Here is a 24,115-nt window from a genome sequence, read left to right as displayed (position 1 = left end):
CAACAAGGCAAGACGGGCATCATGCTTTTATTTATGAGAAAATTTTCGGGGGTATGCTGCCGGTTGTTCGTGTTGACGGTTACTCGCCGAGACGTCGATAGTCCCAACGGTCGAAATGTTCCCAAACTAGCATAAGCACACCGATGATCGTACCTGCTTCGCATACGGTCTGCGCGCGTTCGGCGTTGATGCCGAACGCGCGCAATACGATGCAAACGATCAGTGCGATGGCCCAAAGCGCGGTGCCGAACGTGAACACCTTGCGCAAGTCCACGCGCACTGGTTTTGGTGAGGGCTTCCTCACGCTGGGGTCAATGATCGGAGCAATCTTCATATCGCCATACCCTACCTTGCGTCACAGATGTTCCACCACATAGTCGATGCAGCGGGTGAGCGAGTCGACATCGCTCGGATCCACCGATGGGAACACGCCGATGCGCAGTTGGTTGCGGCCCAGCTTGCGGTATCCGTTGGTGTCCACAATGCCGTTTTCGCGCAGTGCGGCGACCACTTGGGTGGCGCTGATGCGTTCGTCAAGGTCGATGGTGACCACGGCGTTGGAACGAGCGTTCTTGTCGGCGACGAACGGGGAAGCGTAATCGGACTTTTCCGCCCACTGGTACAGCAGGGACGCCGACCTTGCGCAACGTGTCGAAGCCCAGGCGAGGCCACCGTTGTCGTTGAGCCAGCGCACTTGGTTTTCCAACATGATCAGCGTAGCCACAGCCGGAGTGTTGAGCGTCTGATCCTTGCGCGAATTCTCTATGGCCGAAGTGAGCGATAGGAACGGGGGAATCCAGCGGCGTGCGCCCGGAAGATCCACGCTTTTGGCGATGCCGTATGCGCGTTCGACCGCGGCGGGGGAGAGCACGGCGATCCACAGTCCGCCGTCGGAACCGAAGGCCTTCTGCGGGGAGAAATAATAGGCATCGGTCTGGCTGATGTCGACCGGCAGCGCTCCGGCGCCGCTGGTGGCGTCGATCAGCGTGAGCGCGCCCTGTTCCTTGGTGCCTGCGATGCGTTTGATCGGTGCGGCAACGCCGGTGGAAGTCTCATTATGGGCCCAGCAGTAGGTGTCCACGTATTCCGTGAGCTCCGGCAGACGGTAAGTTCCCGGCTCTCCTGCGAAAATCTCCGGCTCTTCGAGGAACGGCGCGGATTGCGCCGACTTGGCGAACTTCGAGCTGAATGAGCCGTACGTGCCGAATGCGGCCTTGCGGGTGATCAGCGAGGCACAGGCGATATCCCAGAACGCGCTGGCTCCGCCGTTGCCCAGCACCACTTCGTAGCCGTCGGGAATCTGGAAGAATTCGGACAGTCCTTCGCGGATTGAGCCGACCACCTGCTTGATGGGGGTCTGTCGATGGGAGGTTCCCAGAAGATTACGGGCTCCCTTATCGAGCGCTTGGATTTGCTCCGGGCGAATTTTGGTCGGTCCAGAGCCGAAACGTCCGTCTTCCGGGAGCATGTTGGAAGGAATGGTCACAGTGTTCGTCATGACACCTAGGGTAGTCAGATGGTCGGATTGTGCGTGGTGATGACCGCTTTTCGGAACCATGACGTGACGATGATGACTGCGATATCCCGGTGTCGGTGTAGCGTGAACTTCCGTGACGGTTCTGTAACCACGCGGCCATAAGTTTGCTGTGGTTGAAGTAATCCGCAAGGAGTGTTGATATATGAGGCATGCGGCGCATAAAGCTGCCAAGGTTTCGAATGAGCGTTTCAGCGTTGCCAAGGCGCTGTTCACCTCGAGCCGCGGTTCCCACACCGCCAAGGCCGTTCGTATGGTCCAGCTGGCAAATGGTGAGGGTGCCGTTGTAGGTCTTGAGCCTGCGGTTGCCAAGAAGCTGAATGAGGTGGCTCCGATGAGCCGCCGCGCCATGCGTGAGGCCGCTCGTGCAGCCGGCCGTCGCTCCGCATTCGTGACTTCCGCATCGCTGGCTGCGTTGGTTGGCACCGCGGCCACTGCCATGGCGGTCAGCCAGCAGAATGCGTCTGAAATGACTTTCGCCGACAATGCCACCACTACCACGCAGATGAAGCGTATCTCCGACGATGCGGCATCCCGTTCCGAGTCCCGTAGCGGTCTCGACGCTCTGGCCTCCACCAGCAACAGCGGTGATTGGCAGCTTGGCGAAACCAGTTCCTCCATGGACGCGAATCTTCTGTCAAAGTCCATTGCCGACAATCCCAATGTCGCCGTTCTCATGGATCAGGACGCCGGCCTTCTTCCTTCGGGCTTCAATCCGAACCACGGCACCGGTGACACTGGCAATGACTACCCGTACGGCCAGTGCACATGGTGGGCGTATACCCGTCGTACACAGCTTGGTCTGCCTGTCGGAAGCCATTTTGGAGATGCGCGTAGTTGGGGTGATTCCGCGCGCGCTCTCGGCTATTGGGTTGATAATACGGCACGTCACACTGGCGATATCGTGGTATTCGCTCCAGGCCAACTGAATGCGGACAGCTATTACGGGCATGTCGCGATTGTCGAAGAAGTGAATGCCGACGGTTCGATCAAGATCTCGGAATCCAATGCCAAGGGTCTTGGCGTGATTTCCGATCGTACGTTCACTGCGCAGGAAGCTTCGCAGTTGACGTATATTCATTACTGACATTACTGATTTCACTGTTTTCCGTTAATTTGCGTTTGCCATCCCGTTTTTTGCATAACATAATCACGTCGGCGTGTCGCATGATATGACACTGTTCCGGTTGTCTTGCTGTTCTATTGAAGGGGAATGTTTATGGTAACTTCGGACACGATGAGTATTGTTAGACGTTTCACGAGTATCTTCGCTGTTGTTACTGTGTCTGCCATGTTGGGTGCGGCGGTTCCGGCCGCAAGCGCAGGCAATGCTGTGGCTGGTACCACGGTAACCGCTACACGTTCTTTCCCGAAGACCACCACGGCCAAGCGTGATTTCCTCGCCGAGCACACATCCACGGATATTGAGTCCAACGCCGATTGGGGTGGCATCGAAAGCTTGGATGTTCCCCAGACCGAGTCTCAGGCGGAAAAGGATCAGAAGGCTCAGGAGCAAGCTAAGGCTGAAGCTCAGGCTCAGGCGGCTCAGGAACAGGCGCAAGCGCAAGCGCAGACTGGAGCTCAGGCTGCCAGCCGTTCTTCCGAACGTGCCAACATCAGCGTTCCTACGGCTCCTGCGAGTGCCACTGGTCAGGCATTGGCCGACTATGCTCTGCAGTTCCAAGGCTATCCGTATGTGGCTGGAGGCAATACTCCGTCCGGCTGGGATTGCTCTGGTTTCGTGCAGTGGGTGTTCGCCCAGTTTGGTGTGAGCCTGCCTCATTATTCTGGCGCCCAGATGAGTGCTGGAACGGCTGTCGGAAGCATTGCCGAAGCAGCTCCGGGGGATATCATCGTCAATGCTCAGCATGCCGCGATCTATATTGGCAATGGTATGGTGATCAACGCGCTGAATCCGGCTCAGGGAACGCAGGTCACTTCGCTGGCCGTGTTCTCAGGTGGCTATGCGATTCGTCGTGTGCTCTGAGCGAGCATACGGTTGACTTTTTAGGGCGTATCCTTTCGGGGATACGCCTTTTTGTATGGAAAAGATCGAGTCGTTGCTGACAAAAGCGCATGTCGCGCGGTATGGTGGATCCTAGAGGCAATGCATGGTGGCGTTGCCGAGGCGATTCAAGGAGGTCGTCCCATGATTAATGACAAGGCAATCCTCGTTGGTGTTGATGGATCCCATGCCAGCTACAAGGCAACATGGTGGGCTGCGAACTATGCGAAGCATGCGGGACTGACGCTGCAGATCGTATGCGCATACTCGTTGCCGAGCTATGCCGCTGTTTCCTTCGACGCGACATACACCGCCATGGGCGATGACAATGCGGCCCATAGCGACGCTCAGGAGATCCTATCGAAGGCCAAGGCCATCGCCGATGAGCAGGGTGTGGAGGCGACGACCCTCATCGTTACGGGCGATCCGGCTTCCGTGTTCGTGGAACTGTCTCGCAACTACAATCTCATCGTCATCGGCAATCGAGGCAAAGGTGGCTTGGCGGAACGCCTGCTGGGCACCACCAGCTCCAGCTTGCCGGCATATGCGTACTGCCCGATCGTGGTTGTGCCGTACACCGACGATGATGGCAATCTGATGCATTTGAACAACACCATCACCAAGGTGGCCGTCGGTTCCGACGAATCCAAGTGGGGTTTGAAGGCTCTTGAGATCGCAGCCGATTTCGCTGCCGCGTGGGGTGCCGAACTTGACGTCATTTCCGCGGTGCCGAACATGAAGGGTTCCGACGATGAAGGCGTGATGGCTTCATTCAAGGATGATCTTGAAGTGCGTATCAAGCCGCTTGAGGAAGCCCATCCGGATTTGAAGATCAACAAGCAGATCGTGCCTGGCCCGGCGGTTGGCGCGCTGACCAAGGCCAGCTACGATCACGACGTCGTCGTGGTCGGTTCCCGTGGTCGCGGCGGCTTCACTGGTCTACTGCTCGGCTCCACCAGCCAAGGCTTGCTGCAGCATGCGGTCGGCCCGGTGTATGTGGTGCCCCGCAAGTATGTCGAGGCTGCGGAAACCCGTCTTGACACGGTTCCGAGTTCGCCGGCCGAGGTCAAGCCGAAGGCGCTCGACGATATCAAGGGTGTCGAAGAGGTGCCGGTCGCCAAGGCCGAGCCGGAAGTGGTCGAAGCCATCGAAACCAAGATTGACCCGGAACGTCAGTAAATATTTAATAAATATATAAAAAATGGCGATTGCGGCGCTTTTCACGGCGCTGCAATCGCCATTTATTTTTTAAAAAACTCTTACAAAGAAAACGTTAGTGCTTGATGGTGACGTTCATACGGACCGGAGTCTTCTCCACGTACGTATGCTTCACCGTGCAGCCCTTGTCAATATGACGGGTGACACGTTCCTTGAATTTCTCGGCATCCTCGTCGCTCAGACCGGCGTCGGAAGCGTCGATGACCACCTGTTCGTCGAAACCGATATAAGCGTCGTTGTCGGCGTCATAGGTGCCATCCACAACGATTTTCGCACCCTTGCCCTCGCCCAGCGTATGCTCGACGGCGAACTGGCTCGACAGTGCGGCACAGCCGGCCAAAGCGATTTTCATTAGGTCGCCAGGCGTGAACTGGCCACGGCCTTTGCCGAACTTGATATGCGCGCCATCCTCGCTGAACGCATCCCAGGAACCGTCTTTGTTGCGCTCGACCCACAGTCTCTTGCCCATGGTGAACTCCTCATCGTCTTGCCGGGAGCGCCATTCGCTCCTCGCCTACATACCTAATGTAATCCATTGATGTCCATTCACCGTGAAGCATTCCGAAAAGCGTAGGAAACATCAACACGCGGACGGTATATGCTTGACCTGCGATTCTGTGCTGTTAAGCTTGCAATCATGGCTTTGACACCTGAACAACTTGCAGATATTCGTACTCGCATTCCGGCACGCCCGGAAACCGACATTCCCATGCCATATGAGGATTTGGTGCGTCGTATCCTGGCGGAGGGCACGTTGAAGTCCGATCGCACGGGCACGGGTACCATCAGCCTGTTCGGCCAGCAGATGCGTTTCGACCTGAGTGAGTATTTTCCGCTGCTCACTACGAAAACTGTGTTTTTCAAGGGACTTGCCTATGAGTTGCTGTGGTTCCTGAAGGGTTCCACGAACGTGCGTTGGCTGCAGGAACATAATGTGCATATTTGGGATGAATGGGCCGATGAGAACGGCGATTTGGGTCCCGTGTATGGTGCGCAGTGGCGCAGCTGGCCGGCGCCTACGCCTGATGATCCGAATCGCACCATCGATCAGATTAGCAATGTGCTCGATCTGGTCGAGAACCATCCGGATTCCCGCCGTATGGTCGTGTCTGCCTGGAATCCGGCTGAAGTGGAGAATATGGCGTTGCCGCCATGCCACGCGCTGTTCCAGTTCTACGTGGCGGATGGCAAACTTTCATGCCAGCTGTACCAGCGTTCCTGCGACATGTTCCTCGGCGTGCCGTTCAATATCGCGTCCTATTCGTTGCTGACGCTAATGATTGCCCAGCAGGCCGGACTGCAGCCGGGGGAGTTCGTGTGGACGGGCGGTGACTGCCATGTGTACGACAATCACATCGATCAGGTTTTGGAGCAGTTGAGCCGCGATCCATATCCGTATCCGCATATCCGCATTAACAAAGCCGCTTCTCTGTTCGATTACGATTACAGTGATTTTGAAATCGTCGACTACCAGCACCATCCAACCATCAAGGCGCCGGTGGCGGTCTGAGAGTCGTCGCCAGACGTTAGACTACTGACCCTAGTTCGACTTCAAGGAGTGAGTGAAATGGAGCATGACAGTAGCCGCAGTAGCTATCACGAACCCGAGCCCGGACATGCCGGGCTTGAGAATGAGGAGGATTGGGGCGATGATTTCCCCAAGACGTTCTCGGTGAATCTGATTTGGGCGCAGGCCTGTGACAAGGAAGGTCATGACGGCGCCATCGGATTCAAGGGTGGTATGCCATGGCATCTGCCCGAAGAGATGAAGCGTTTCAAGGAGCTTACCGTCTCGCATCCGGTCATCATGGGGCGTAAGACGTGGGAATCCCTGAGCCTGAAGTATCGTCCGTTGCCGAATCGCGACAATATCGTGGTTTCGCACGATTCGTCTTATATGGCGCCTGGGGCGACCGTGGTCGACAGTTTGGACGATGCGCTTGATCTGGCCCGTCAGGAAGCCATTCCGGATGATGGTCTCGACCGCAGCGAAATCTGGATCATCGGTGGCGGTCAGCTGTACCACGAGGCGATGCCGTTTGCGGACAAGGCATATGTGACGCAGATCAGCATGCACGTTGACGCCGACACCTATGCGCCCGACGTGAAGTCGCTGGTGGAATCCGGCGCTTGGAAGGTGCTTGAAGAGGGCGTGTGGCAGAACACGCAGAAGGGTTCCGGAGATATCGCCGGATTTCGTTTCATGACGTATGCGAATGCTCATGTACGGTAAGGAAGCAAGCAACCGAAAACAAGAGATAGACCGCCAGCACTACACTATTCCGAACCAAAGACCAAAAGATAAGCATTGTGGGAAAATCTAAACTTTTGGATTTTCCTACAATGCCAACTACGGCGGAATCCCTCCCACTCCTTATATCTTTCTGTATACATTGAATTTGTATTTAGTAAAATGCAGACAACACCACGGATCGGCTTTTGGTTGGACAATTCCAACCAAACACCACAGCAGACAGCAGAAAACATTCTGAACGCTAGGAAGCCGGTATGATTGTTACATATAAGGGGAAGAAAAATTTCTTTTAGGTACTTGCTTTCCTAAAACTGATGTGATACAATGATTTAATCCAGAAAAGGAGTAAAAAATATGCGGCAAGGTATTCTTAAATAAAACTATAATCAAATAGTGGGAACAAAGGATTATGATAGCTCCTTTTGTAGGGGCTTAGTTTTTTGTACCCAATTTAAGAATACTTTTACCTTATCAATTTTGACATATCCCCAAAAACAGCAATCACAAACAGGTGTATGCTGTATATGTGTATGTCCGCAACTTATAATCCCCAGTGGTAAAAGTATTTTACTGCTGGGGATTTTTATGCCCTTTGGGGCTGTAAAGGGAGGACAATCACATGAAAATAATCAATATTGGAATTCTTGCCCATGTAGACGCTGGAAAGACGACCTTGACGGAGAGCCTGCTATATGCCAGCGGAGCCATTTCAGAACCGGGGAGCGTCGAAAAAGGGACAACGAGGACGGACACCATGTTTTTGGAGCGGCAGCGTGGGATTACCATTCAAGCGGCAGTCACTTCCTTCCAGTGGCACAGATGTAAAGTTAACATTGTGGATACGCCCGGCCACATGGATTTTTTGGCGGAGGTGTACCGCTCTTTGGCTGTTTTAGATGGGGCCATCTTGGTGATCTCCGCTAAAGATGGCGTGCAGGCCCAGACCCGTATTCTGTTCCATGCCCTGCGGAAAATGAACATTCCCACCGTTATCTTTATCAACAAGATCGACCAGGCTGGCGTTGATTTGCAGAGCGTGGTTCAGTCTGTTCGGGATAAGCTCTCCGCCGATATTATCATCAAGCAGACGGTGTCGCTGTCCCCGGAAATAGTCCTGGAGGAAAATACCGACATAGAAGCATGGGATGCGGTCATCGAAAATAACGATGAATTATTGGAAAAGTATATCGCAGGAGAACCAATCAGCCGGGAAAAACTTGCGCGGGAGGAACAGCAGCGGGTTCAAGACGCCTCCCTGTTCCCAGTCTATCATGGCAGCGCCAAAAATGGCCTTGGCATTCAACCGTTGATGGATGCGGTGACAGGGCTGTTCCAACCGATTGGGGAACAGGGGGGCGCCGCCCTATGCGGCAGCGTTTTCAAGGTTGAGTACACCGATTGCGGCCAGCGGCGTGTCTATCTACGGTTATACAGCGGAACGCTGCGCCTGCGGGATACGGTGGCCCTGGCCGGGAGAGAAAAGCTGAAAATCACAGAGATGCGTATTCCATCCAAAGGGGAAATTGTTCGGACAGACACCGCTTATCAGGGTGAAATTGTTATCCTTCCCAGCGACAGCGTGAGGTTAAACGATGTATTAGGGGACCAAACCCGGCTCCCTCGTAAAAGGTGGCGCGAGGACCCCCTCCCCATGCTGCGGACGTCGATTGCGCCGAAAACGGCAGCGCAAAGAGAACGGCTGCTGGACGCTCTTACGCAACTTGCGGATACTGACCCGCTTTTGCGTTGCGAAGTGGATTCCATCACCCATGAGATCATTCTTTCTTTTTTGGGCCGGGTGCAGTTGGAGGTTGTTTCCGCTTTGCTGTCGGAAAAATACAAGCTTGAAACAGTGGTAAAGGAACCCTCCGTCATTTATATGGAGCGGCCGCTCAAAGCAGCCAGCCACACCATCCATATCGAGGTGCCGCCCAACCCGTTTTGGGCATCCATAGGACTGTCTGTTACACCACTCTCGCTTGGCTCCGGTGTACAATACGAGAGCCGGGTTTCGCTGGGATACTTGAACCAGAGTTTTCAAAACGCTGTCAGGGATGGTATCCGTTACGGGCTGGAGCAGGGCTTGTTCGGCTGGAACGTAACGGACTGTAAGATTTGCTTTGAATACGGGCTTTATTACAGTCCGGTCAGCACGCCGGCGGACTTCCGCTCATTGGCCCCGATTGTATTGGAACAGGCATTGAAGGAATCGGGGACGCAGCTGCTGGAACCTTATCTCTCCTTCATCCTCTATGCGCCCCAGGAATACCTTTCCAGGGCTTATCATGATGCACTGAAATACTGTGCCACCATCGAAACGGCCCAGGTAAAAAAGGATGAAGTTGTCTTTACTGGCGAGATTCCCGCCCGCTGTATACAGGCATACCGTACTGATCTGGCCTTTTACACCAACGGGCGGAGCGTATGCCTTACAGAGCTGAAAGGATATCAGGCCGCTGTCGGTCAGCCGGTCATCCAGCCCCGCCGTCCAAACAGCCGCCTGGACAAGGTGCGCCATATGTTTCAGAAGGTAATGTAAAGATACATAATCGTCAAGACGGCAACAATCAGAAGTTATGGAGGGTAACAATGGAATATAGTAAGGAAGATTTAATGGAAGCAAAAAAGCAAGAATCGCGAGGAGTAACCGTATGTATACCGTGATGACCGTGTGCACCGGCAATATCTGCCGTTCTCCCATGGCCGAAATCATTCTGCGCACTGAATTCGAGCGTCGTGGCCTTGCCAACAAGGTCAACGTCGAGTCCAGTGGCGTGAGCGACGAAGAGTATGGCAATCCGATCGATCGTCGTGCCGTCAAGGTGCTCCGTGAGCGTGGATATGAGCTGCCGGCACATCATTTCGCCCATCGCATCACCCGCGATGAGATCGAGCGTACCGACCTGTTTCTGCCGATGACCGCTTCGCATATGCGTGCGCTACTGCGTCAGCTGCCTCAGGCCAAGCGTGAGAACGTGCATATGTACCGTAGTTTCGATCCGAATCTTGCCAAGCCTGTCGCAGGCTACGAAAGTGAGATTGATTTGGTCGATCCTTGGTATGGCGGCGCCCGCGAATTCGAAGTGGCGATTGACCAGATTGAGGAAGTGGCCCCGTTCATCGTTGATTGGGTTGAGCAGCAGCTCTGACGATTGCATACGATTTTTCCGTCGAAAAGCCCGGTTCGCAAGAGCCGGGCTTTCTTGTATCCGTATGATTTCAATGATTTCGAAAGATCTTAAGAAATCGCAAGAGATTGTAAGAGATTGCAAAAGTAATATTGCGCAATTGATGTAAATCAGAGAAAAATAGAAATAAAAAAAGCGACCCCGGCCGGACTTGAACCGGTGACCTCCGCCGTGACAGGGCGGCGCTCTAACCAACTGAGCTACGGGGCCGTTGTTTCAATCTTGCGACTGACAACAGATGTATATATTACGGCAAAGTAGCCATTGTGCAAATTTCGGCGTGTCATCGATGAATATTCGTATGAATTGCTGAAAGAAAGTATTTGCTTAAACTGCGGCAGTAGTAGGGAAGAAAAGCAACGGCCGGTCGCATATGAGGGGAAAACTTCTCATATGCGACCGGCCGTTACCGTTGCGGTGCCGTGTTGTCGCTCACGACACTACGAATTGCTGGTGGAATCAGTCGGTCTGTTTCCAGGTCTCGACGTCGATGTGGTGTTCCGGATTGGCCTGCCATGCATCCCAAGCGGACTTCACGATGTCTTCGACGTTGTACTGTGCGTGCCAGCCCATCTCTTCGTTGATGCGCTTCGGGGAGCCAATCAGGTGCGGCGGATCGCCTGCGCGACGGGCCATGACGGTCTCTTCGAACGGCAGGCCGGTGACCTTCTTGACCTCATCGACGATCTGGCGCACGGAGGTGCCTTCGCCGGTGCCGACGTTGAAAGCGTCGTACTTGCGCTCATCGCGGTCCAGATACTTCAGGGCGGCGATGTGGGCGTCGGCCAGATCGGAAACATGGATGTAGTCGCGCACGCAGGTGCCGTCCGGAGTCGGGTAGTCGTCGCCGAAGATCGCCGGAGCCTTGCCCTTCTTCAGGCGGTCGAACAGCATCGGGATGAGGTTCAGGATTGCCGGATCCTCGAGCTCGACCGGGCCGCAGCCGGCTACGTTGAAGTAGCGCAGACCACAGAAGCGAATGCCGTATGGCTCTTCGCAGGCGCGAGCCATCCATTCGCCGAACAGCTTGGTCTGGCCGTACGGGTTGATCGGCAGCATCGGAACGACGTCTTCCGGCACCACGTCGACCGGCGGAACGCCGTAGGTGGCTGCGGAAGAGGAGAAGACGAGCTTCTTGGCGCCGGAGTCGCGCATGCCGATGAGCACGTTGAGCATGCCGTTGATGTTCTGCTGGTAGTACCACAGCGGCTTCTCAACGGATTCGCCGACCTGCTTGCGGGCGGCGAAATGAATGACGGAGTCGACGCCTTCGGCCTTCATGATTTCAGCGAGACGTTCGCCGGCACCCGGAGCGGCGATATCCATGCCGTACAGGCGGGAGCCTTCGATGCGGGTTGGCTTGCCGTAGCTCAGATCGTCAACGACGACGACCTGTTCGCCGGCCTGATGAAGAGCGTGGACGACGTGGGCACCGATGTAGCCGCACCCACCAGTGACGAGAACTGTCATGTTCTGGCCTTTCCTCCAAATGAGCGATAAAGCGCTTTGTTCGAAAAACGAACGTTCAACGAACGTTGTTCACTTTTGCTCTAGTTTGTTACCTTTTGAACAATTTGAGTATAACACATGAACAGGAACGCACATAATCGACCCTTTCCTGCGTTTCCTCTATAAATAGGGTATGCAAGAAGATGTGAACACGCCGACTGAAAATCAAGTAAACGGCGAAAACGAACAAGACATGTCAAAAACGCAAGATGAACAACGGGCTGATGCTGGCCAGCGTCCTGCCTTGTATGGGCGCAAGGTGTTGTCCTTCGTGCGTCGTTCCGCCAGGCTCGACGCACGCTTGCAGCGTGCATGGGATGCCTATGCAGATACGTATCTGCTGAAAATCAACGCGGGCGAGGGGTCGCTTGATGTGCGAGGCGATCTGGTGTTCGATCGGGCGTATATCGCGGATGTATGGGGCAATGTCAATCCTCTGATTGTGGAAATCGGTACCGGCCAGGGGGAAAACGTTGTTGCGGCCGCTGCTGAACACCCCGATATGAACTTCCTGGCGCTTGAGGTCTATGATCCGGGCGTGGCGCATACCATGCTGCTCGCAGGCAAGCAGGGCCTGACCAATCTGCGCATCGCGCAGGTCAACGCTCCTGAGCTCTTCAAAGCCGCGGCGGATGGCTCGATTGCTGAAGTATGGACCTTCTTCCCTGATCCGTGGCCCAAGATGCGCCACCACAAGCGTCGTATCGTGCAGCCGGAGCTTGCCGGCGAGATTCATCGCACGTTGCGGGATGGGGGAGTGTGGCGTATCGCCACCGACATCGAAGACTATGCATTGCATGTGCATGAGGTGATGGATGGTCTTGAAGGATTCCATAATGACGGCATGCTTACGGTGAGTTTGCCGGTCGAGCATGTTGGCAAGGGAAATGCCGACGAAGCGGCCGGTCTGCGACACGCCGATTTCACCGAATCCGAGCGTTTTTCCGGACGAATTCTCACGAATTTTGAGAAAAAAGGACTTGCTGCGGGTCGTGTGATTCATGACCTCACCTATCGCTGCGTATAGTGCCGGTTGGTCTGTTGTCGAAGTGCTGAAATGGCTTGATTTCAATGATTTTCAGCACTTTGGCAACGGGTTGATGGCGATTTTGCGACGCTGCGACACGCCGAGATTTGCATGTTCTGAGGATTCGCGTATAGTTAAGCGAGTTGTCACGCGGAAACGCTGAAAGCGCCCCCTTCGTCTAACGGTTAGGACACCAGACTTTCAATCTGACAACGAGAGTTCGACTCTCTCAGGGGGTACTTACCTTGGTAACAAGGTGGCAATGGCCCCGTAGCTCAGTTGGTTAGAGCGCCGCCCTGTCACGGCGGAGGTCACCGGTTCAAGTCCGGCCGGGGTCGCTCGAACAGATTCCTGTTCATGGCTCTGTAGCTCAGTTGGTAGAGCGAACGACTGAAAATCGTTAGGTCAGCGGATCGATGCCGCTCGGAGCCACCATGGTTTGAAACCTCGGAAATCTCCGAGGTTTTTTGTTTTTCGCCACAATTTTGGTCATATATGCCGTTGGTCTTCGGTAGCAGGAGAGGGCATTTTCCGATGGGTGCGTCATCTTATGCGTTACTTGGAAGTGACTAAGAACCCCCGCTGAAGGGGGAATTTGTCTGTTGACGCATTACACTGGAATACCGTAAAGCAAGAACAATGGGGGTGTGGGCAGAGCTATGCCATAACCTCGTCAAGGGAGTATTCACTGGGGCGGCGGCATGGAAGTGCTTTTGGTTGGCAATACCGACTTCATTACCAAACAGTGGATTCAGCATGCCTTTCCCCAAGACCATGTGGTGATAGCGGAACGAGAAGGCACTGTAGACGGCAATGACCGTCTCAGAATCGTCAACATGTCTGATGCCAGCACCCTTGCTGAAACCCTCACCACATACGAATTTGATCGCATCGTATTCTTTTCCGAAGATCTGACCCCACGCAGCGACCGAGACGGCGATCTGGGAACATTGCGAAGACTCCTGCATGCCATTCGCAACGGGCAAACGCAAATGCTGATGGTCAGCGGCCCCGAAGTCGAATTCACCTATCCGGAAAACGCCGACGTACGCGATACCAGCAAAAGCCTGATGTCTCGAGCGTTGGAAGAACTCTGCCTGTATTACGCACGCACGTATCAGATCGAAGTCAAAATCATTCGTAGTCCGTACCTGTATGCGCCGGATCGTAATGGCGTTACCGCATATTTCAACACCTTGTTTGAACAGGCCGAATCAGGCGCACTGTCATTCCACGAACGCAAAAGCCAGAAAACGTGTTTTCTCTGCGCCGACGATCTCGCCGAATTGATCTACCGTATTTTCGATGATTGGACCGCTGACAGCGAAATTTTCCGCATACCAAACGTTTCCAATTTCACATACGGCGATTTGGCCGAGGTAATCGGCAAAGCGTTTCCTGGCATGTCGGTCACGTACGGCAACGATCGTCCGCAACGCTACCCGGACGACGATCATGCGCTTCGATTGCGATACGGCTGGTCGCCGCGATATTCGCTCAAACAGGATCTTCCCCCAGTGTTGCAGCGCTGGAAAGAGGCGCGTGCTCAGGAACAATCCGAAAAGCACCCGATCTGGGATTCTCTACGCAACCATTCAAAACCATGGATCGCAATCGAAATCTTCATCACGTTCATATTGGAAGAACTGCTTCGCACCGCGGTACAAGGCAACAGCCAGTTGGGAACAGTGGATTTGCGCTTGTTTTTCGTGGTGATTGTCGGCACGATGTACGGACTGAACGCAGGTGTGTTCGCGGCCGCGCTCGCATGTGCCGGCATGGCGTTGTCATATGCATCGAAGGGTGCGTCATTCGCTCCGCTGTTTTACGACACGTCGAACTGGCTTGCGTTCGTAGTGTATTTCGTTGCCGGCGCAGTATGTGGGTATGTGCAGCTGCGTAATCGCGAAAACCTGCGATTCATGCGTGACGAAAACAGTTTGCTGCGTGAACGACTTGCGTTCCTGCGTGACCTGTACCACGATGTGCTTGATGATCGTCGTATGCTGCGCGGGCAGATTATCGGCAGACGTGACAGTTTCGGCAAAATGTATGCGATGACCCGTGAATTGGACGAAGTGCAGCCGCAAAAGCTGTATCACACGACCATTCGCATTATGCAAGACACATTGGGCGGCGATAGTTTCGGTATTTACCGAATCGATAATGGTGGTCGTTTCGCGCGTTTGATGGCTGCGAGTCCGCAGACTGAATCCTTATTCAGTAAATCGGCGCTGCTCGAGAATTATGCCAACATTGTCATGGCCTTGGACCATGGCGGATTGTGGGTAAATCGCAATCTTGAACAAAACCTTCCAATGTATGCGGCGGGCGTGCATGCCGATGGCAAGCTGGCCGTGGTGATTGTGCTTGCCAAAGCGCAGCCCGACCAAATGAACCTGTACTTCCAGAACCTATTCACCATCATGTGCGGCTTGGTGGAATCCGCGATGGTACGCGCCTTCGATTATGAGGATGTTGCACGGCAGTCGATGCTGGTACCCGGCACTGAATTCCTGAACGCCCAGGCGTTCCTGCCCAAAGTGTTGGCCGCCAATGAACTCAAACACGACCATATGGGCGATCACCTGCTGTTGCGTGTGGAAGACGCCTGGCAAGACGATGGCAGCCGCCTGAGGGGAGCCATTCGTCAAACGGATGAGACCGGCGTACTGCAGGACGGCAATGTGTATGTGCTCATGAACCAAGCCAGCGAGCATGAGCTGCCGATCATCAACAGGCGTTTGATCCAAGCCGGACTGCATGTGACGCGCGTTTGCGACCAAGAGGAAGACACGCTGCTAGCGGAGGCTTCGGCGCAAGTGGCCGTCGAAACGCGAGCGGATGAAACGCCGCGCAACAACGCTGCACCGAATGACTCCGCATCGCACGAAGGTGGCGCAGCATGAATGCGACGGTGATGGCGATGCTGCTTATCGCCGTGCATGTAATGATATGCGTGCTGATGTGCGTATTGTCTCGTTTTGGCGTGCTTCGTGTGGAAGGGCGTCTGCTTCCTTTTATGCTGCTGGTGCCGCTGTGGGGGCCGTTATGCGTGCTCTTGCTGCATGTGCGTACGCTGATTCGTGCGGGCGAGCATACGGCTCCAGGTCTCGAACAGATGCGTGTGGACGATGAGGAACGTCGAAGCATTCTCGTTGAGGAACGTACCGATTTCGCCAATACCGTGCCGTTGGAAGAGGCGTTGATCGTCAATGGTCCCAGTCATCGACGCAGCTTGGTGATGTCCATTCTCAACGACAATCCCAGCCGTTATATCGATGTGCTGTCGCAGGCCCGACTGAATGAGGATGTGGAGGTCGTGCATTACGCGGCTACCGCCTTGGCGCAGATCAGTGCCAAGGAAGATCTTGCATTGCAGCGCTGCCGCAACGATTATCTGCAGCATCGAAATTCCGAAACGATGTTGGAACGCTATTGCGATGCGCTGGAACGATATATCAATTCCGGTATTGCGCAAGGATACGCATTGCAGTTGCAGAAGCAGCGATATGCCGAAGTATTGCAGGAACGACTTCGCCAACATGGCGATTATTACGTTGCGTGCCGTCTTGCGCAAATGCAAATCGATCTTGGACTCTTTGATGATGCCGCGCACACCATTGACGGCGCTATGGAACAGTGGCCGGATCAAGGCGATGTATGGCTGATGCGTCTACGACTCAATGCCGCACGCAATGATGGCGATGCGTTGCGCCACACCGTTCAGCAGATCGAAAGCAAGCATATTTATCTCGGTGGCCAAGGAAGACGTGTGCTGCGGTTCTGGACCGGAACCAAGGAGGCTGAACGCGCATGATCAGAGGATTCCTGTCAGACGTGTTGGCCAAGTGGAAACGATTCCGCTGGCAAGGTTTGGTCAAAGTGTGGGCCGTGTTCATGGCCATCGCATTGGTGTTGCTGGTGGAAAGCTTGGGTGTGCATTACGGTGCCACGCGGTTCGACATCACGTATTTGGATCGAGACAAGGCCATTCCTGCAGCCAATGCCATCGCTGGCGAAAAAGCCACGAATCTTTTGGTGGTAGACAGTTCACAAGAGGGTGTTTCCGATGCTGAAAGCATGCTTGACCGTGTGCTTCTTGACATGAAAGTGCCCACTGTCACTGTCGACCTTGCGAAAGGTGACGAGATTCCTGCATTGAAGCAGTATCAGACGATGGTGATTGCCATGCCCAACTTGGATCCGTTGGGCGAGCATGTGCTGCAGATCATGCAATGGGTCAAAAAGGGCGGCGGCGTCATGTTCGCCATGACTCCGGAGAAAACCGGCTATTTGGATGTGGTCGGCCCCCAGATCGGCATTGAATCGTCCTCATACGAATATGTGGTGACTGAGGGCATTACGCCGTCCAAGGATTTCATGTTGGGTGGCGGTCAGACGTACACGGTCAGCAACCCGTTCAAATCGTCGCTGAGTGTAAGCCTGAATGATCGCGCACAGGTCAAGGCCGTCAGCAGCAATGGGCGCACACCGTTGATTTGGAGCACGTTCGTGAATTCAGGTTCGGCTGTGGTGTGCAATATCGGTATTTACGGCAAGGTGTTTCGAGGTTTTTACGCTTCGGCGTTCAGCCTGCTCGGTTCTGCCACGGCCTATCCGGTGATCAACAGTGCGGCGTTCTACTTGGATGATTTTCCCTCTCCGGTACCGTCCGGCAGTGGCAAATACATCAAACGTGACTACAACATGAGTATTTCCGAATTCTATTCTCGGGTGTGGTGGCCTGATTTGACCAAGCTTGCGGAACGGTATGGCATTCGTTTCACCGGTGTGATGATCGAAAATTATGGTGATGACACCAAATCTGATCCCGTACGGCAGACGGATAACGCCCAATTCGAGTATTACGGAGGATTGCTGCTCCGGCAAAACGGCGAAATCGGATATCACGGGTACAACCATCAGCCGTTGGTGTTGCCGAATACGGATTACGGCAACGAATACACGTATGTGCAGTGGCCGAATCGCAAAGCCATCATCGATTCGTTGAACGAACTGATTGCCTTTCAAAAGGCAGTGCTTCCCGCTGCGACATCGTCAGTATACGTGCCGCCGTCCAATATTCTTTCCAGTGAAAGCCGCCAAATCCTCGGCGAGGATATGCCTCAGATTCGTGCCATTGCCAGCATGTTCCTTCCTACCGACAGTCCTCTGCCGTATGTGCAGGAGTTTGGCGTGGCCGCCGATGGTGTGGTTGAAGCTCCCCGTATTGTGTCGGGAAGCATGGTGAATGATTCATATATGCGTCTTGTTGCGGTTTCCGAACTCAATATGCATTACGTGAGTTCGCACTTCATGCATCCTGACGATTTGCTTGATGAGGATCGTGGTGCGAAAGAAGGTTGGGAAACCTATCGCAAGGGATTGGAAGATTATTTGGATTGGTTGGAGAAGTCGGCTCCGTCCATTCGTATGCAAACTGGAACGGAATGCGCTGCGGCGGTGCAACGATTCTCAGGATTGACGGTTTCGATGGCAACGTCCGATACCAGTTGGGATCTGAAACTCGGCAACCTTACCGATCAGGGCTGGCTCATATTCCGCGCGAACGATGGCACGCCTGGCAGGGTTCGCGGCGGAAGCCTAACCAAGCTGACCGGCAACTTGTATCTGCTCAAAGCTACGAGCGCCACCGTGCATATCGAACGCAAGACTGGGGGAGCGGCATGAGAATCTGCCTGGTTTTGGAAGGATGCTACCCGTATGTGCATGGTGGCGTGTCCACATGGATGCACAGCTACATCGAAGCGATGAAAGAGCACGAGTTCGTATTGTGGGTGATCGGCGCCAAAGCCGAAGACCGCGGCAAATTCGTGTATGACCTGCCCAGCAATGTGGTGGAAGTGCATGAGGTGTTTCTCGATGATGCATTGCGTCTCAGTGGCGAACGTGCGCAAGTATCGTTCACTGCCGAAGAATTGCAGGCGTTGCGTGAACTGGTGAATCTTGGCAGCCCTGATTGGGATGTGCTTTTCAACCTGTTCCACACCAAAGGCGTGCCTCCACTATCGTTCCTGCAAAGCCGTGAATTCATCGACTTGTTTACGCAAATCTGCATGGAAGAATATCCGTATGTGGCCTACGCCGACGCTTTCCATACCGTGCGCTCCATGTTGCTGCCGGTGTTGTACTTGATGGGCGGCGAAGTGCCGGAAGCGCAGATCTACCATGCGATTTCCACTGGATATGGCGGATTGTTGGCCTGTTTGGGCGGTTCCATCAACCATGCGCCGGTATTGCTTACGGAACATGGCATTTACACGCGTGAACGCGAGGAGGAAATCATTTCCGCCGAATGGGTGCTGCCGGCGTTCCGGCCGCGTTGGATCCGCTTCTTCTATATGCTTTCGGAACAGATTTACCATCGCGCATGGCGTATTACCAGCTTGTTTGGCCGCGCCCGTCTTATCCAGATTGATATGGGTGCGCCCGCCGATGCTTGCCAGGTGATTCCCAACGGCATTCAGTATGAGCGTTTCTGCGATATTCCTTTGAAACCCGATGACGGTTGGGTCGATATCGGTGCGGTGGTGCGCATGGCTCCCATCAAAGACGTGAAGACCCTGATTCACGCGTTTCATGAGCTTTCATCTCATGTTGACAACGTTCGCCTGCATATTCTCGGCGGCGTTGACGATCAGGAGTATGCTGACGAATGCTATGAGCTTGTGGAACAGTTGGGTGCGCGCAATCTTGAGTTCACAGGCCGCGTGAACGTGGTCGAATACATGCGAAAGCTTGATTTCACCGTGTTGACCAGCATTTCCGAAGGGCAACCATTGTCGGTGTTGGAATCGTTCGCAGCCGCACGTCCGTGCGTGACCACTGATGTTGGCTGTTGCCGTGAGCTTTTGGAAGGCGAGGATGGCGACGATTTCGGCACTGCTGGCTTCTACGTGCCCCCGATGTACCGCGAAGGCTTGAGTCGAGCCATGGAACGAATGTGTTCCAGCCGTACGTTGCGTGAAACCATGGGGCAAATCGGCCGCAATCGTGTGAACGCCTATTACCGTCATGAGCGCATGCTTGACGATTATCGCAAGCTGTATGCCGATACCGCGAATCAGTTCGGATTGAATCAGTTCGGATTGGAGCGCTGATATGGCCGGTATTGGATTTGAACTGAAGAAACTATTCCGCCGTAGAGGCTTGATGGCGATGCTGCGAGCTTACGGCTACGCCGGTGTGATTTGCGCCGGTCCGATGCTGTTGGGCGTACTCCTGCAGTTCGGTGTGCTGATGGTGAGCAGTTGGTGGCAGGTAGCACGCCCCGACCGTGATCTGCTCGTATGCATGATTACCTACACGCTGCTTGCTTCGTTGGTGTTGACGAGTTTTCTGTCGATGCCGGTCACCCGTTTTTTGGCGGATATGCTGTTTGATCATGATGAGAAGATGATTCTGCCGTCGTTCTGGGGTTCTACTGGCATCATGCTGGTAGTGGGCGCGGTGTTATACACGGTATTTCTGCTGTTTTCCGGTGCCACGTTGATGCAGGGAGCATTGTGTTTGTGGCTGTTTCTTGAAATGATCGTCAACTGGAATGCGATGAGCTATTTGACGGCCATCAAGGATTACAAAAGCATTCTGTATTCTTTCGCCGCTGCGGTGCTGGTGGCGTTCGTTACGTCATGCGTGTTGCTTGCGTTGACATGCCCGCCCGTGGAGTCGCTGTTGTTCGCAGTGGTGCTTGGCTATGGTGTGATGTTGGTGTGGGATGTGCTCTTGTTGCATCGGTATTTTCCGCAAAGTCGTAAGCATTCGTGGCTTTTTTTGCAGTGGGTCGATCAGTTTCTGCCGTTGGCATTGACCGGGTTGTTCACCACTATCGGCCTGTTCGCCCATTTGGTGATCACTTGGTGCGGACCTCTCGGCATCAAGGTGAAGGGTTTGTTTTATGGCGCGCCATATTACGATGTGCCCACCATGCTGGCGTTTCTGACGATTCTGATCACCACGGTGAATTTTGTGGTGTCGGTGGAGGTTAATTTCTACCCAACATATAGGTCGTATTACAGTCTGTTGAATGATGGAGGCACGGTCAAAGACATTGCCGTTGCCGAAAACGAAATGCTGGCTGTGCTCAATCGAGAATTGCATTACACGGCATTGAAACAATTGCTGGTGACCGCTGCCGTGATTTCATTGGAAAAGACAGTGCTGAATGAGCTTCCCTTAGGATTCGACGATGCGATGCACGGATATTTCCGTGTGCTCTGCGTGGGGTATGCCCTTTACGCGGTCGGCAACACCGTGATGCTGATTCTGCTGTATTTCACCGATTATTCCGGTGCATTGACGGCATCGGCATTGTTTGCCGTTTCAACGATTGTGTTCACGGTGATCAATCAGCTCTTCACTACGACACTATTAGGTTTCGGTTTTCTGATGGGTGCGTCGCTGTTTGCCATATATGCGACTTTCCGTCTCGCCTCATATACCGACAATCTTCCGTACCGAGTGTTGGGGCAGCAGCCGATTGTGGCGCAAACAAAGCGGGGGCGTTTCACGGAATTGGGCATACTGCTTGAACGTGGCGAACAGCGGGTCGACCAATCATTGCATCGCTCAAAACATGCACGGTCTTCTGACAAAACGAATATTGCAGAAACGGATGGCGTAATCGGGAGGGACAATAAATCATGACATGGTGGAATCGACGCAACACAAAAGCCATTACCGCGCTTGTCAAGCAAATAGCGGCATTGACTGCAATACTGACGGTGCTTTCCTGCGCCGGATGCGCAACCTCGATACCTGACGAAAGCAAGAAATCGCAATCATCGGATTCGTCACAGACGCATGAGCAAGTCAAGAAAAGCGCTGAACAAAGCATTGACGGCGCACACTTGCGAGACAACGAATCGTTATACAAGGTGTATGACGATAGCGGTGTCGAAACCATGTATTTGACGGTATCGCGCGGTAATTCGTCGGAAGGCACCGACCATAGCTGGAGTGAAATCAACCAGTATTCTGTTGATGACTATGCGGCCATGGGCGTTGACCGCTACAAGGTCAATGGTTTGCTGCAGGTCGGCGACGAACAGGGGCCGGTTTCCGGGGAGCTTGGTTTTGGTGAAAGCGCGCCGAACGCCACCGTGCAGATACGTGGCCAGTCATCGAGCAAAAACGAGCAGAAGAACTACAAGATTGAGTTGAAAAGCGGCAAAGGCAAGTGGCGTGGGCAGCGTACCATCGCATTGAACAAGCATATGGGTGAAGGTCTGCGTTTCCGCAACAAAATGGCGTATGACCTTATCAAAGGCATCGACCAGATGATGGGACTGCGCACACAATTCGTGCACTTGTACGTGAAAGACGAGACCAGCGGATCGGATTCCTTCGACGATTACGGTCTGTACACGCAGGTCGAACAGCTTAACAAAACCGCATTGCAAGCGCACGGACTTGATAAGAACGGCCAGCTGTACAAAGTCAATTATTTCGAATTCTATCGAGACGAAGACGTGATCAAACTCGCCGACGATCCCGACTACAATCAGACAAAATTCGAAGAAAAACTGGAAATCAAAGGCGACAACGACCATACCAAACTAATCGCCATGCTGGATGATCTCAATGATTATTCCGTGCCGATGAGCAAAATCCTCGGCAAATATTTCGATACCGAAAACATCGCATATTGGATGGCTTTCCAATTGTTGACCGGCAACACCGACACACAAAACCGTAATGTGTACCTGTATAGTCCTACGAATTCGGATACTTTTTACCTGCTTGACTGGGACAACGACGGTATGCTCATGCGCAAGGAATATGAGATCAGGCAACGTGCCGACGGCCAAAGCTGGGAAAACGGCATCAGCAACTATTGGGGCAACATACTGTTACGACGTTGCCTGCAGACCAAGTCGTTCCGCACCGCGCTCGATAAAGCCATCAACGACGAATACAAATACATGAGCGCCGGTCGCATCAATTCCATGGTGCGGCAGTATCGTTCCATCGTTGAGCCATACGTGCAGAAGATGCCCGACTCCATGCATGAGCCTCTGACGCCAAGCCAATATGACACGGTGGCAAACCAATTGCACAGCGAAATCGAGCGGAATTACCAGACGTACCAAACCGGATTCAACAAGCCCATGCCGTTCTATATCGGCAAGCCGACTCCCGCCAACGGCAAGCTTAAGCTCAACTGGGATGTGGCCTACGATTTCAACGATGAGGATCTGCGTTACACCGTCACCGTGTCCAAGGACTATGCTGGCAACGACGTAGTGTTCTCGCAAAGCGATGTCGTGCTGCCGGAAGCCGTGATAGATATGCCTGGCGAAGGCCAGTACTTTATCAAGGTGAGCGTTCGCAATGCGTCAGGCTACACGCAAGACGCGTTCGATCATTACATCACCGACGGCAACAAGATTTACGGCACCAAATGCTTCTATGTGAAAGCCGACGGCAGCATTGTGGAGGATGCCAATGCGCAGTGACGGTGGCAATCGCGGAACGTCGCTGCTGCAGCGCGTCAAACGTCGAGTCAGCGAAGAATTATCCGTTCCGCCGCGCACAGCCAAGGAACGGTTCCGTCATGAGCTCAAATATTTGATCTCATACGCGCAAAAAGCCGACTTGAATGTGCGTATGGCGCCGCTGCTTGGCCTTGACAAGCATGCGCGCAACGGTGGCTATATGATTCGCAGCCTGTATTTCGACGACTATTGGAACAGCGCATATCAGGAAAAAGTCGACGGTGTGCTGCTGCGTAAGAAATACCGTATTCGCATCTACGATTACAGCGATCGCGTGATCAAACTGGAACGTAAACGCAAAAGCGACAGTTGGATTTACAAGGAGGACGCACCGCTCACGCATGAGCAGTTCGACCGTATTCTTGCCGGCGATTATGAGTTTCTGCGCGATAGCGAACATCAGTTGTGCCGCGAATTCTATGTGGAATGCGTGTGCAATGTGATGCGCCCTCGCGTGATCGTCGATTATGAGCGCGAACCGTGGATTCTTGACGCCGGCACCGTACGCATTACCTTCGATATGAACGTGCGCGCAGCGGTCGGTGGATTCGATGTTTTCGACGCCACACTGCCGGTATTGCCGGTGCTTGAGCCGGGCAAGCTGGTGATGGAGGTCAAATTCACCGAATTTCTGCCGCAAGTTGTGCGCGATCTGTTGCCTGGCAAGGCGCAGGAGTTGACGTCGGCTTCGAAATACGTGCTCTGCTACGACAAAGCCTCGTATTTGCGGGGATTCGACTACTGGCAGGAAGGCTGGAGCGTGCCGAGCCTGTAAAGCCGTCTGTAAAGCCAAGTCTGTAATCAGCTGACACTTCGGCTGGCATATTCCGAAACAACACACGTTACGAATCAGGGAAGCA

The 24,115-nt window shown here is 53.8% G+C and carries 19 protein-coding genes and 4 tRNA genes; 18 read left to right on the top strand and 5 right to left on the bottom strand.

Features of this window, described 5'->3' with window-relative positions:
* Positions 1-79: 79 nt before the first annotated feature.
* Complete coding sequence (locus CE168_RS02095) at positions 80-334, bottom strand: DUF2530 domain-containing protein (protein WP_099570925.1); 255 nt, start codon at positions 332-334, stop codon at positions 80-82.
* A 21-nt stretch (positions 335-355) separates the two neighbouring features.
* On the bottom strand, positions 356-1,498 hold the full coding sequence (gene serC, locus CE168_RS02090) for a phosphoserine transaminase (protein ID WP_099570924.1): 1,143 nt from the start codon (positions 1,496-1,498) through the stop codon (positions 356-358).
* 181 nt (positions 1,499-1,679) lie between these two features.
* Here serC and CE168_RS02085 point away from each other — a divergent pair, with 181 nt between their 5' ends.
* The 3 genes from CE168_RS02085 (at position 1,680) to CE168_RS02075 (ending at position 4,718) form a co-directional block, all read left to right on the top strand.
* Positions 1,680-2,621 (top strand): CHAP domain-containing protein, encoded by a 942-nt coding sequence (locus CE168_RS02085; protein ID WP_099570923.1) that lies wholly within the window; start codon positions 1,680-1,682, stop codon positions 2,619-2,621.
* Between the two features lie 132 nt (positions 2,622-2,753).
* Entirely contained in the window at positions 2,754-3,521 is a 768-nt protein-coding gene (locus CE168_RS02080; protein WP_099570922.1) for a C40 family peptidase, read from the top strand.
* A gap of 162 nt (positions 3,522-3,683) precedes the next feature.
* Positions 3,684-4,718, top strand: coding sequence for a universal stress protein (locus tag CE168_RS02075; RefSeq protein WP_099570921.1), 1,035 nt, complete (start codon positions 3,684-3,686; stop codon positions 4,716-4,718).
* 94 nt (positions 4,719-4,812) lie between these two features.
* Here the strand turns inward: CE168_RS02075 and CE168_RS02070 are convergent, their stop codons facing one another.
* A complete protein-coding gene (locus tag CE168_RS02070; protein WP_003835595.1) occupies positions 4,813-5,226 on the bottom strand; it encodes an OsmC family protein in 414 nt (137 codons plus the stop codon).
* Positions 5,227-5,466: 240 nt separating this feature from the next.
* On the opposite strand from CE168_RS02070, the gene CE168_RS02065 reads away from it, so the two are divergent.
* From CE168_RS02065 to CE168_RS02045, 4 genes are all read left to right on the top strand, one after another.
* Positions 5,467-6,267: a thymidylate synthase gene (locus CE168_RS02065; RefSeq protein WP_180753683.1), complete on the top strand. Its 801-nt coding sequence runs from the start codon at positions 5,467-5,469 to the stop codon at positions 6,265-6,267.
* A 57-nt stretch (positions 6,268-6,324) separates the two neighbouring features.
* Positions 6,325-6,990, top strand: a complete 666-nt coding sequence (locus tag CE168_RS02060; protein ID WP_099570920.1) for a dihydrofolate reductase — start codon at positions 6,325-6,327, stop codon at positions 6,988-6,990.
* A gap of 640 nt (positions 6,991-7,630) precedes the next feature.
* Complete coding sequence (gene tet(W), locus CE168_RS02050; RefSeq protein WP_099570919.1) at positions 7,631-9,550, top strand: tetracycline resistance ribosomal protection protein Tet(W); 1,920 nt, start codon at positions 7,631-7,633, stop codon at positions 9,548-9,550.
* Between the two features lie 112 nt (positions 9,551-9,662).
* Positions 9,663-10,160, top strand: coding sequence for a low molecular weight protein-tyrosine-phosphatase (locus tag CE168_RS02045; RefSeq protein WP_099570918.1), 498 nt, complete (start codon positions 9,663-9,665; stop codon positions 10,158-10,160).
* Between the two features lie 175 nt (positions 10,161-10,335).
* On the opposite strand, the gene CE168_RS02040 is transcribed toward CE168_RS02045, so the two are convergent.
* Positions 10,336-10,409: transfer RNA gene (locus CE168_RS02040), tRNA-Asp, on the bottom strand.
* 249 nt (positions 10,410-10,658) lie between these two features.
* Complete coding sequence (gene galE / locus CE168_RS02035; protein WP_034880509.1) at positions 10,659-11,669, bottom strand: UDP-glucose 4-epimerase GalE; 1,011 nt, start codon at positions 11,667-11,669, stop codon at positions 10,659-10,661.
* Between the two features lie 172 nt (positions 11,670-11,841).
* Here galE and trmB point away from each other — a divergent pair, with 172 nt between their 5' ends.
* From trmB to CE168_RS01975, 11 genes are all read left to right on the top strand, one after another.
* On the top strand, positions 11,842-12,735 hold the full coding sequence (gene trmB / locus CE168_RS02030) for a tRNA (guanosine(46)-N7)-methyltransferase TrmB (RefSeq protein ID WP_099570917.1): 894 nt from the start codon (positions 11,842-11,844) through the stop codon (positions 12,733-12,735).
* 167 nt (positions 12,736-12,902) lie between these two features.
* Positions 12,903-12,974 (top strand) — tRNA-Glu (locus tag CE168_RS02020).
* Positions 12,975-12,999: 25 nt separating this feature from the next.
* A tRNA-Asp gene (locus CE168_RS02015) sits at positions 13,000-13,073 on the top strand.
* Between the two features lie 21 nt (positions 13,074-13,094).
* Positions 13,095-13,170: transfer RNA gene (locus tag CE168_RS02010), tRNA-Phe, on the top strand.
* A gap of 266 nt (positions 13,171-13,436) precedes the next feature.
* Positions 13,437-15,644 (top strand): NAD-dependent epimerase/dehydratase family protein, encoded by a 2,208-nt coding sequence (locus CE168_RS02005; RefSeq protein ID WP_099570916.1) that lies wholly within the window; start codon positions 13,437-13,439, stop codon positions 15,642-15,644.
* A complete protein-coding gene (locus CE168_RS02000) occupies positions 15,641-16,555 on the top strand; it encodes a hypothetical protein (RefSeq protein ID WP_099570915.1) in 915 nt (304 codons plus the stop codon). Before CE168_RS02005 ends, CE168_RS02000 begins: the two co-directional genes overlap by 4 nt.
* Positions 16,552-18,429 (top strand): DUF2194 domain-containing protein, encoded by a 1,878-nt coding sequence (locus CE168_RS01995; protein ID WP_099570914.1) that lies wholly within the window; start codon positions 16,552-16,554, stop codon positions 18,427-18,429. The genes CE168_RS02000 and CE168_RS01995 overlap by 4 nt, the downstream gene beginning before the upstream one ends.
* Positions 18,426-19,859, top strand: a complete 1,434-nt coding sequence (gene pelF / locus CE168_RS01990; protein WP_099570913.1) for a GT4 family glycosyltransferase PelF — start codon at positions 18,426-18,428, stop codon at positions 19,857-19,859. Before CE168_RS01995 ends, pelF begins: the two co-directional genes overlap by 4 nt.
* A 1-nt stretch (position 19,860) precedes the next feature.
* On the top strand, positions 19,861-21,405 hold the full coding sequence (gene pelG, locus CE168_RS01985) for an exopolysaccharide Pel transporter PelG (RefSeq protein WP_099570912.1): 1,545 nt from the start codon (positions 19,861-19,863) through the stop codon (positions 21,403-21,405).
* Positions 21,402-23,216: a CotH kinase family protein gene (locus CE168_RS01980; protein WP_099570911.1), complete on the top strand. Its 1,815-nt coding sequence runs from the start codon at positions 21,402-21,404 to the stop codon at positions 23,214-23,216. Before pelG ends, CE168_RS01980 begins: the two co-directional genes overlap by 4 nt.
* Positions 23,206-24,030, top strand: coding sequence for a polyphosphate polymerase domain-containing protein (locus CE168_RS01975; protein ID WP_099570910.1), 825 nt, complete (start codon positions 23,206-23,208; stop codon positions 24,028-24,030). Before CE168_RS01980 ends, CE168_RS01975 begins: the two co-directional genes overlap by 11 nt.
* The last annotated feature ends 85 nt before the right edge of the window (positions 24,031-24,115 follow it).

Source organism: Bifidobacterium sp. N5G01 (assembly GCF_002742425.1).
Classification (GTDB): domain Bacteria; phylum Actinomycetota; class Actinomycetes; order Actinomycetales; family Bifidobacteriaceae; genus Bifidobacterium; species Bifidobacterium hominis.
The sequence above is the reverse complement of the archived record's forward strand: the minus strand, read 5'-3'. Positions and strand labels throughout refer to the sequence as shown.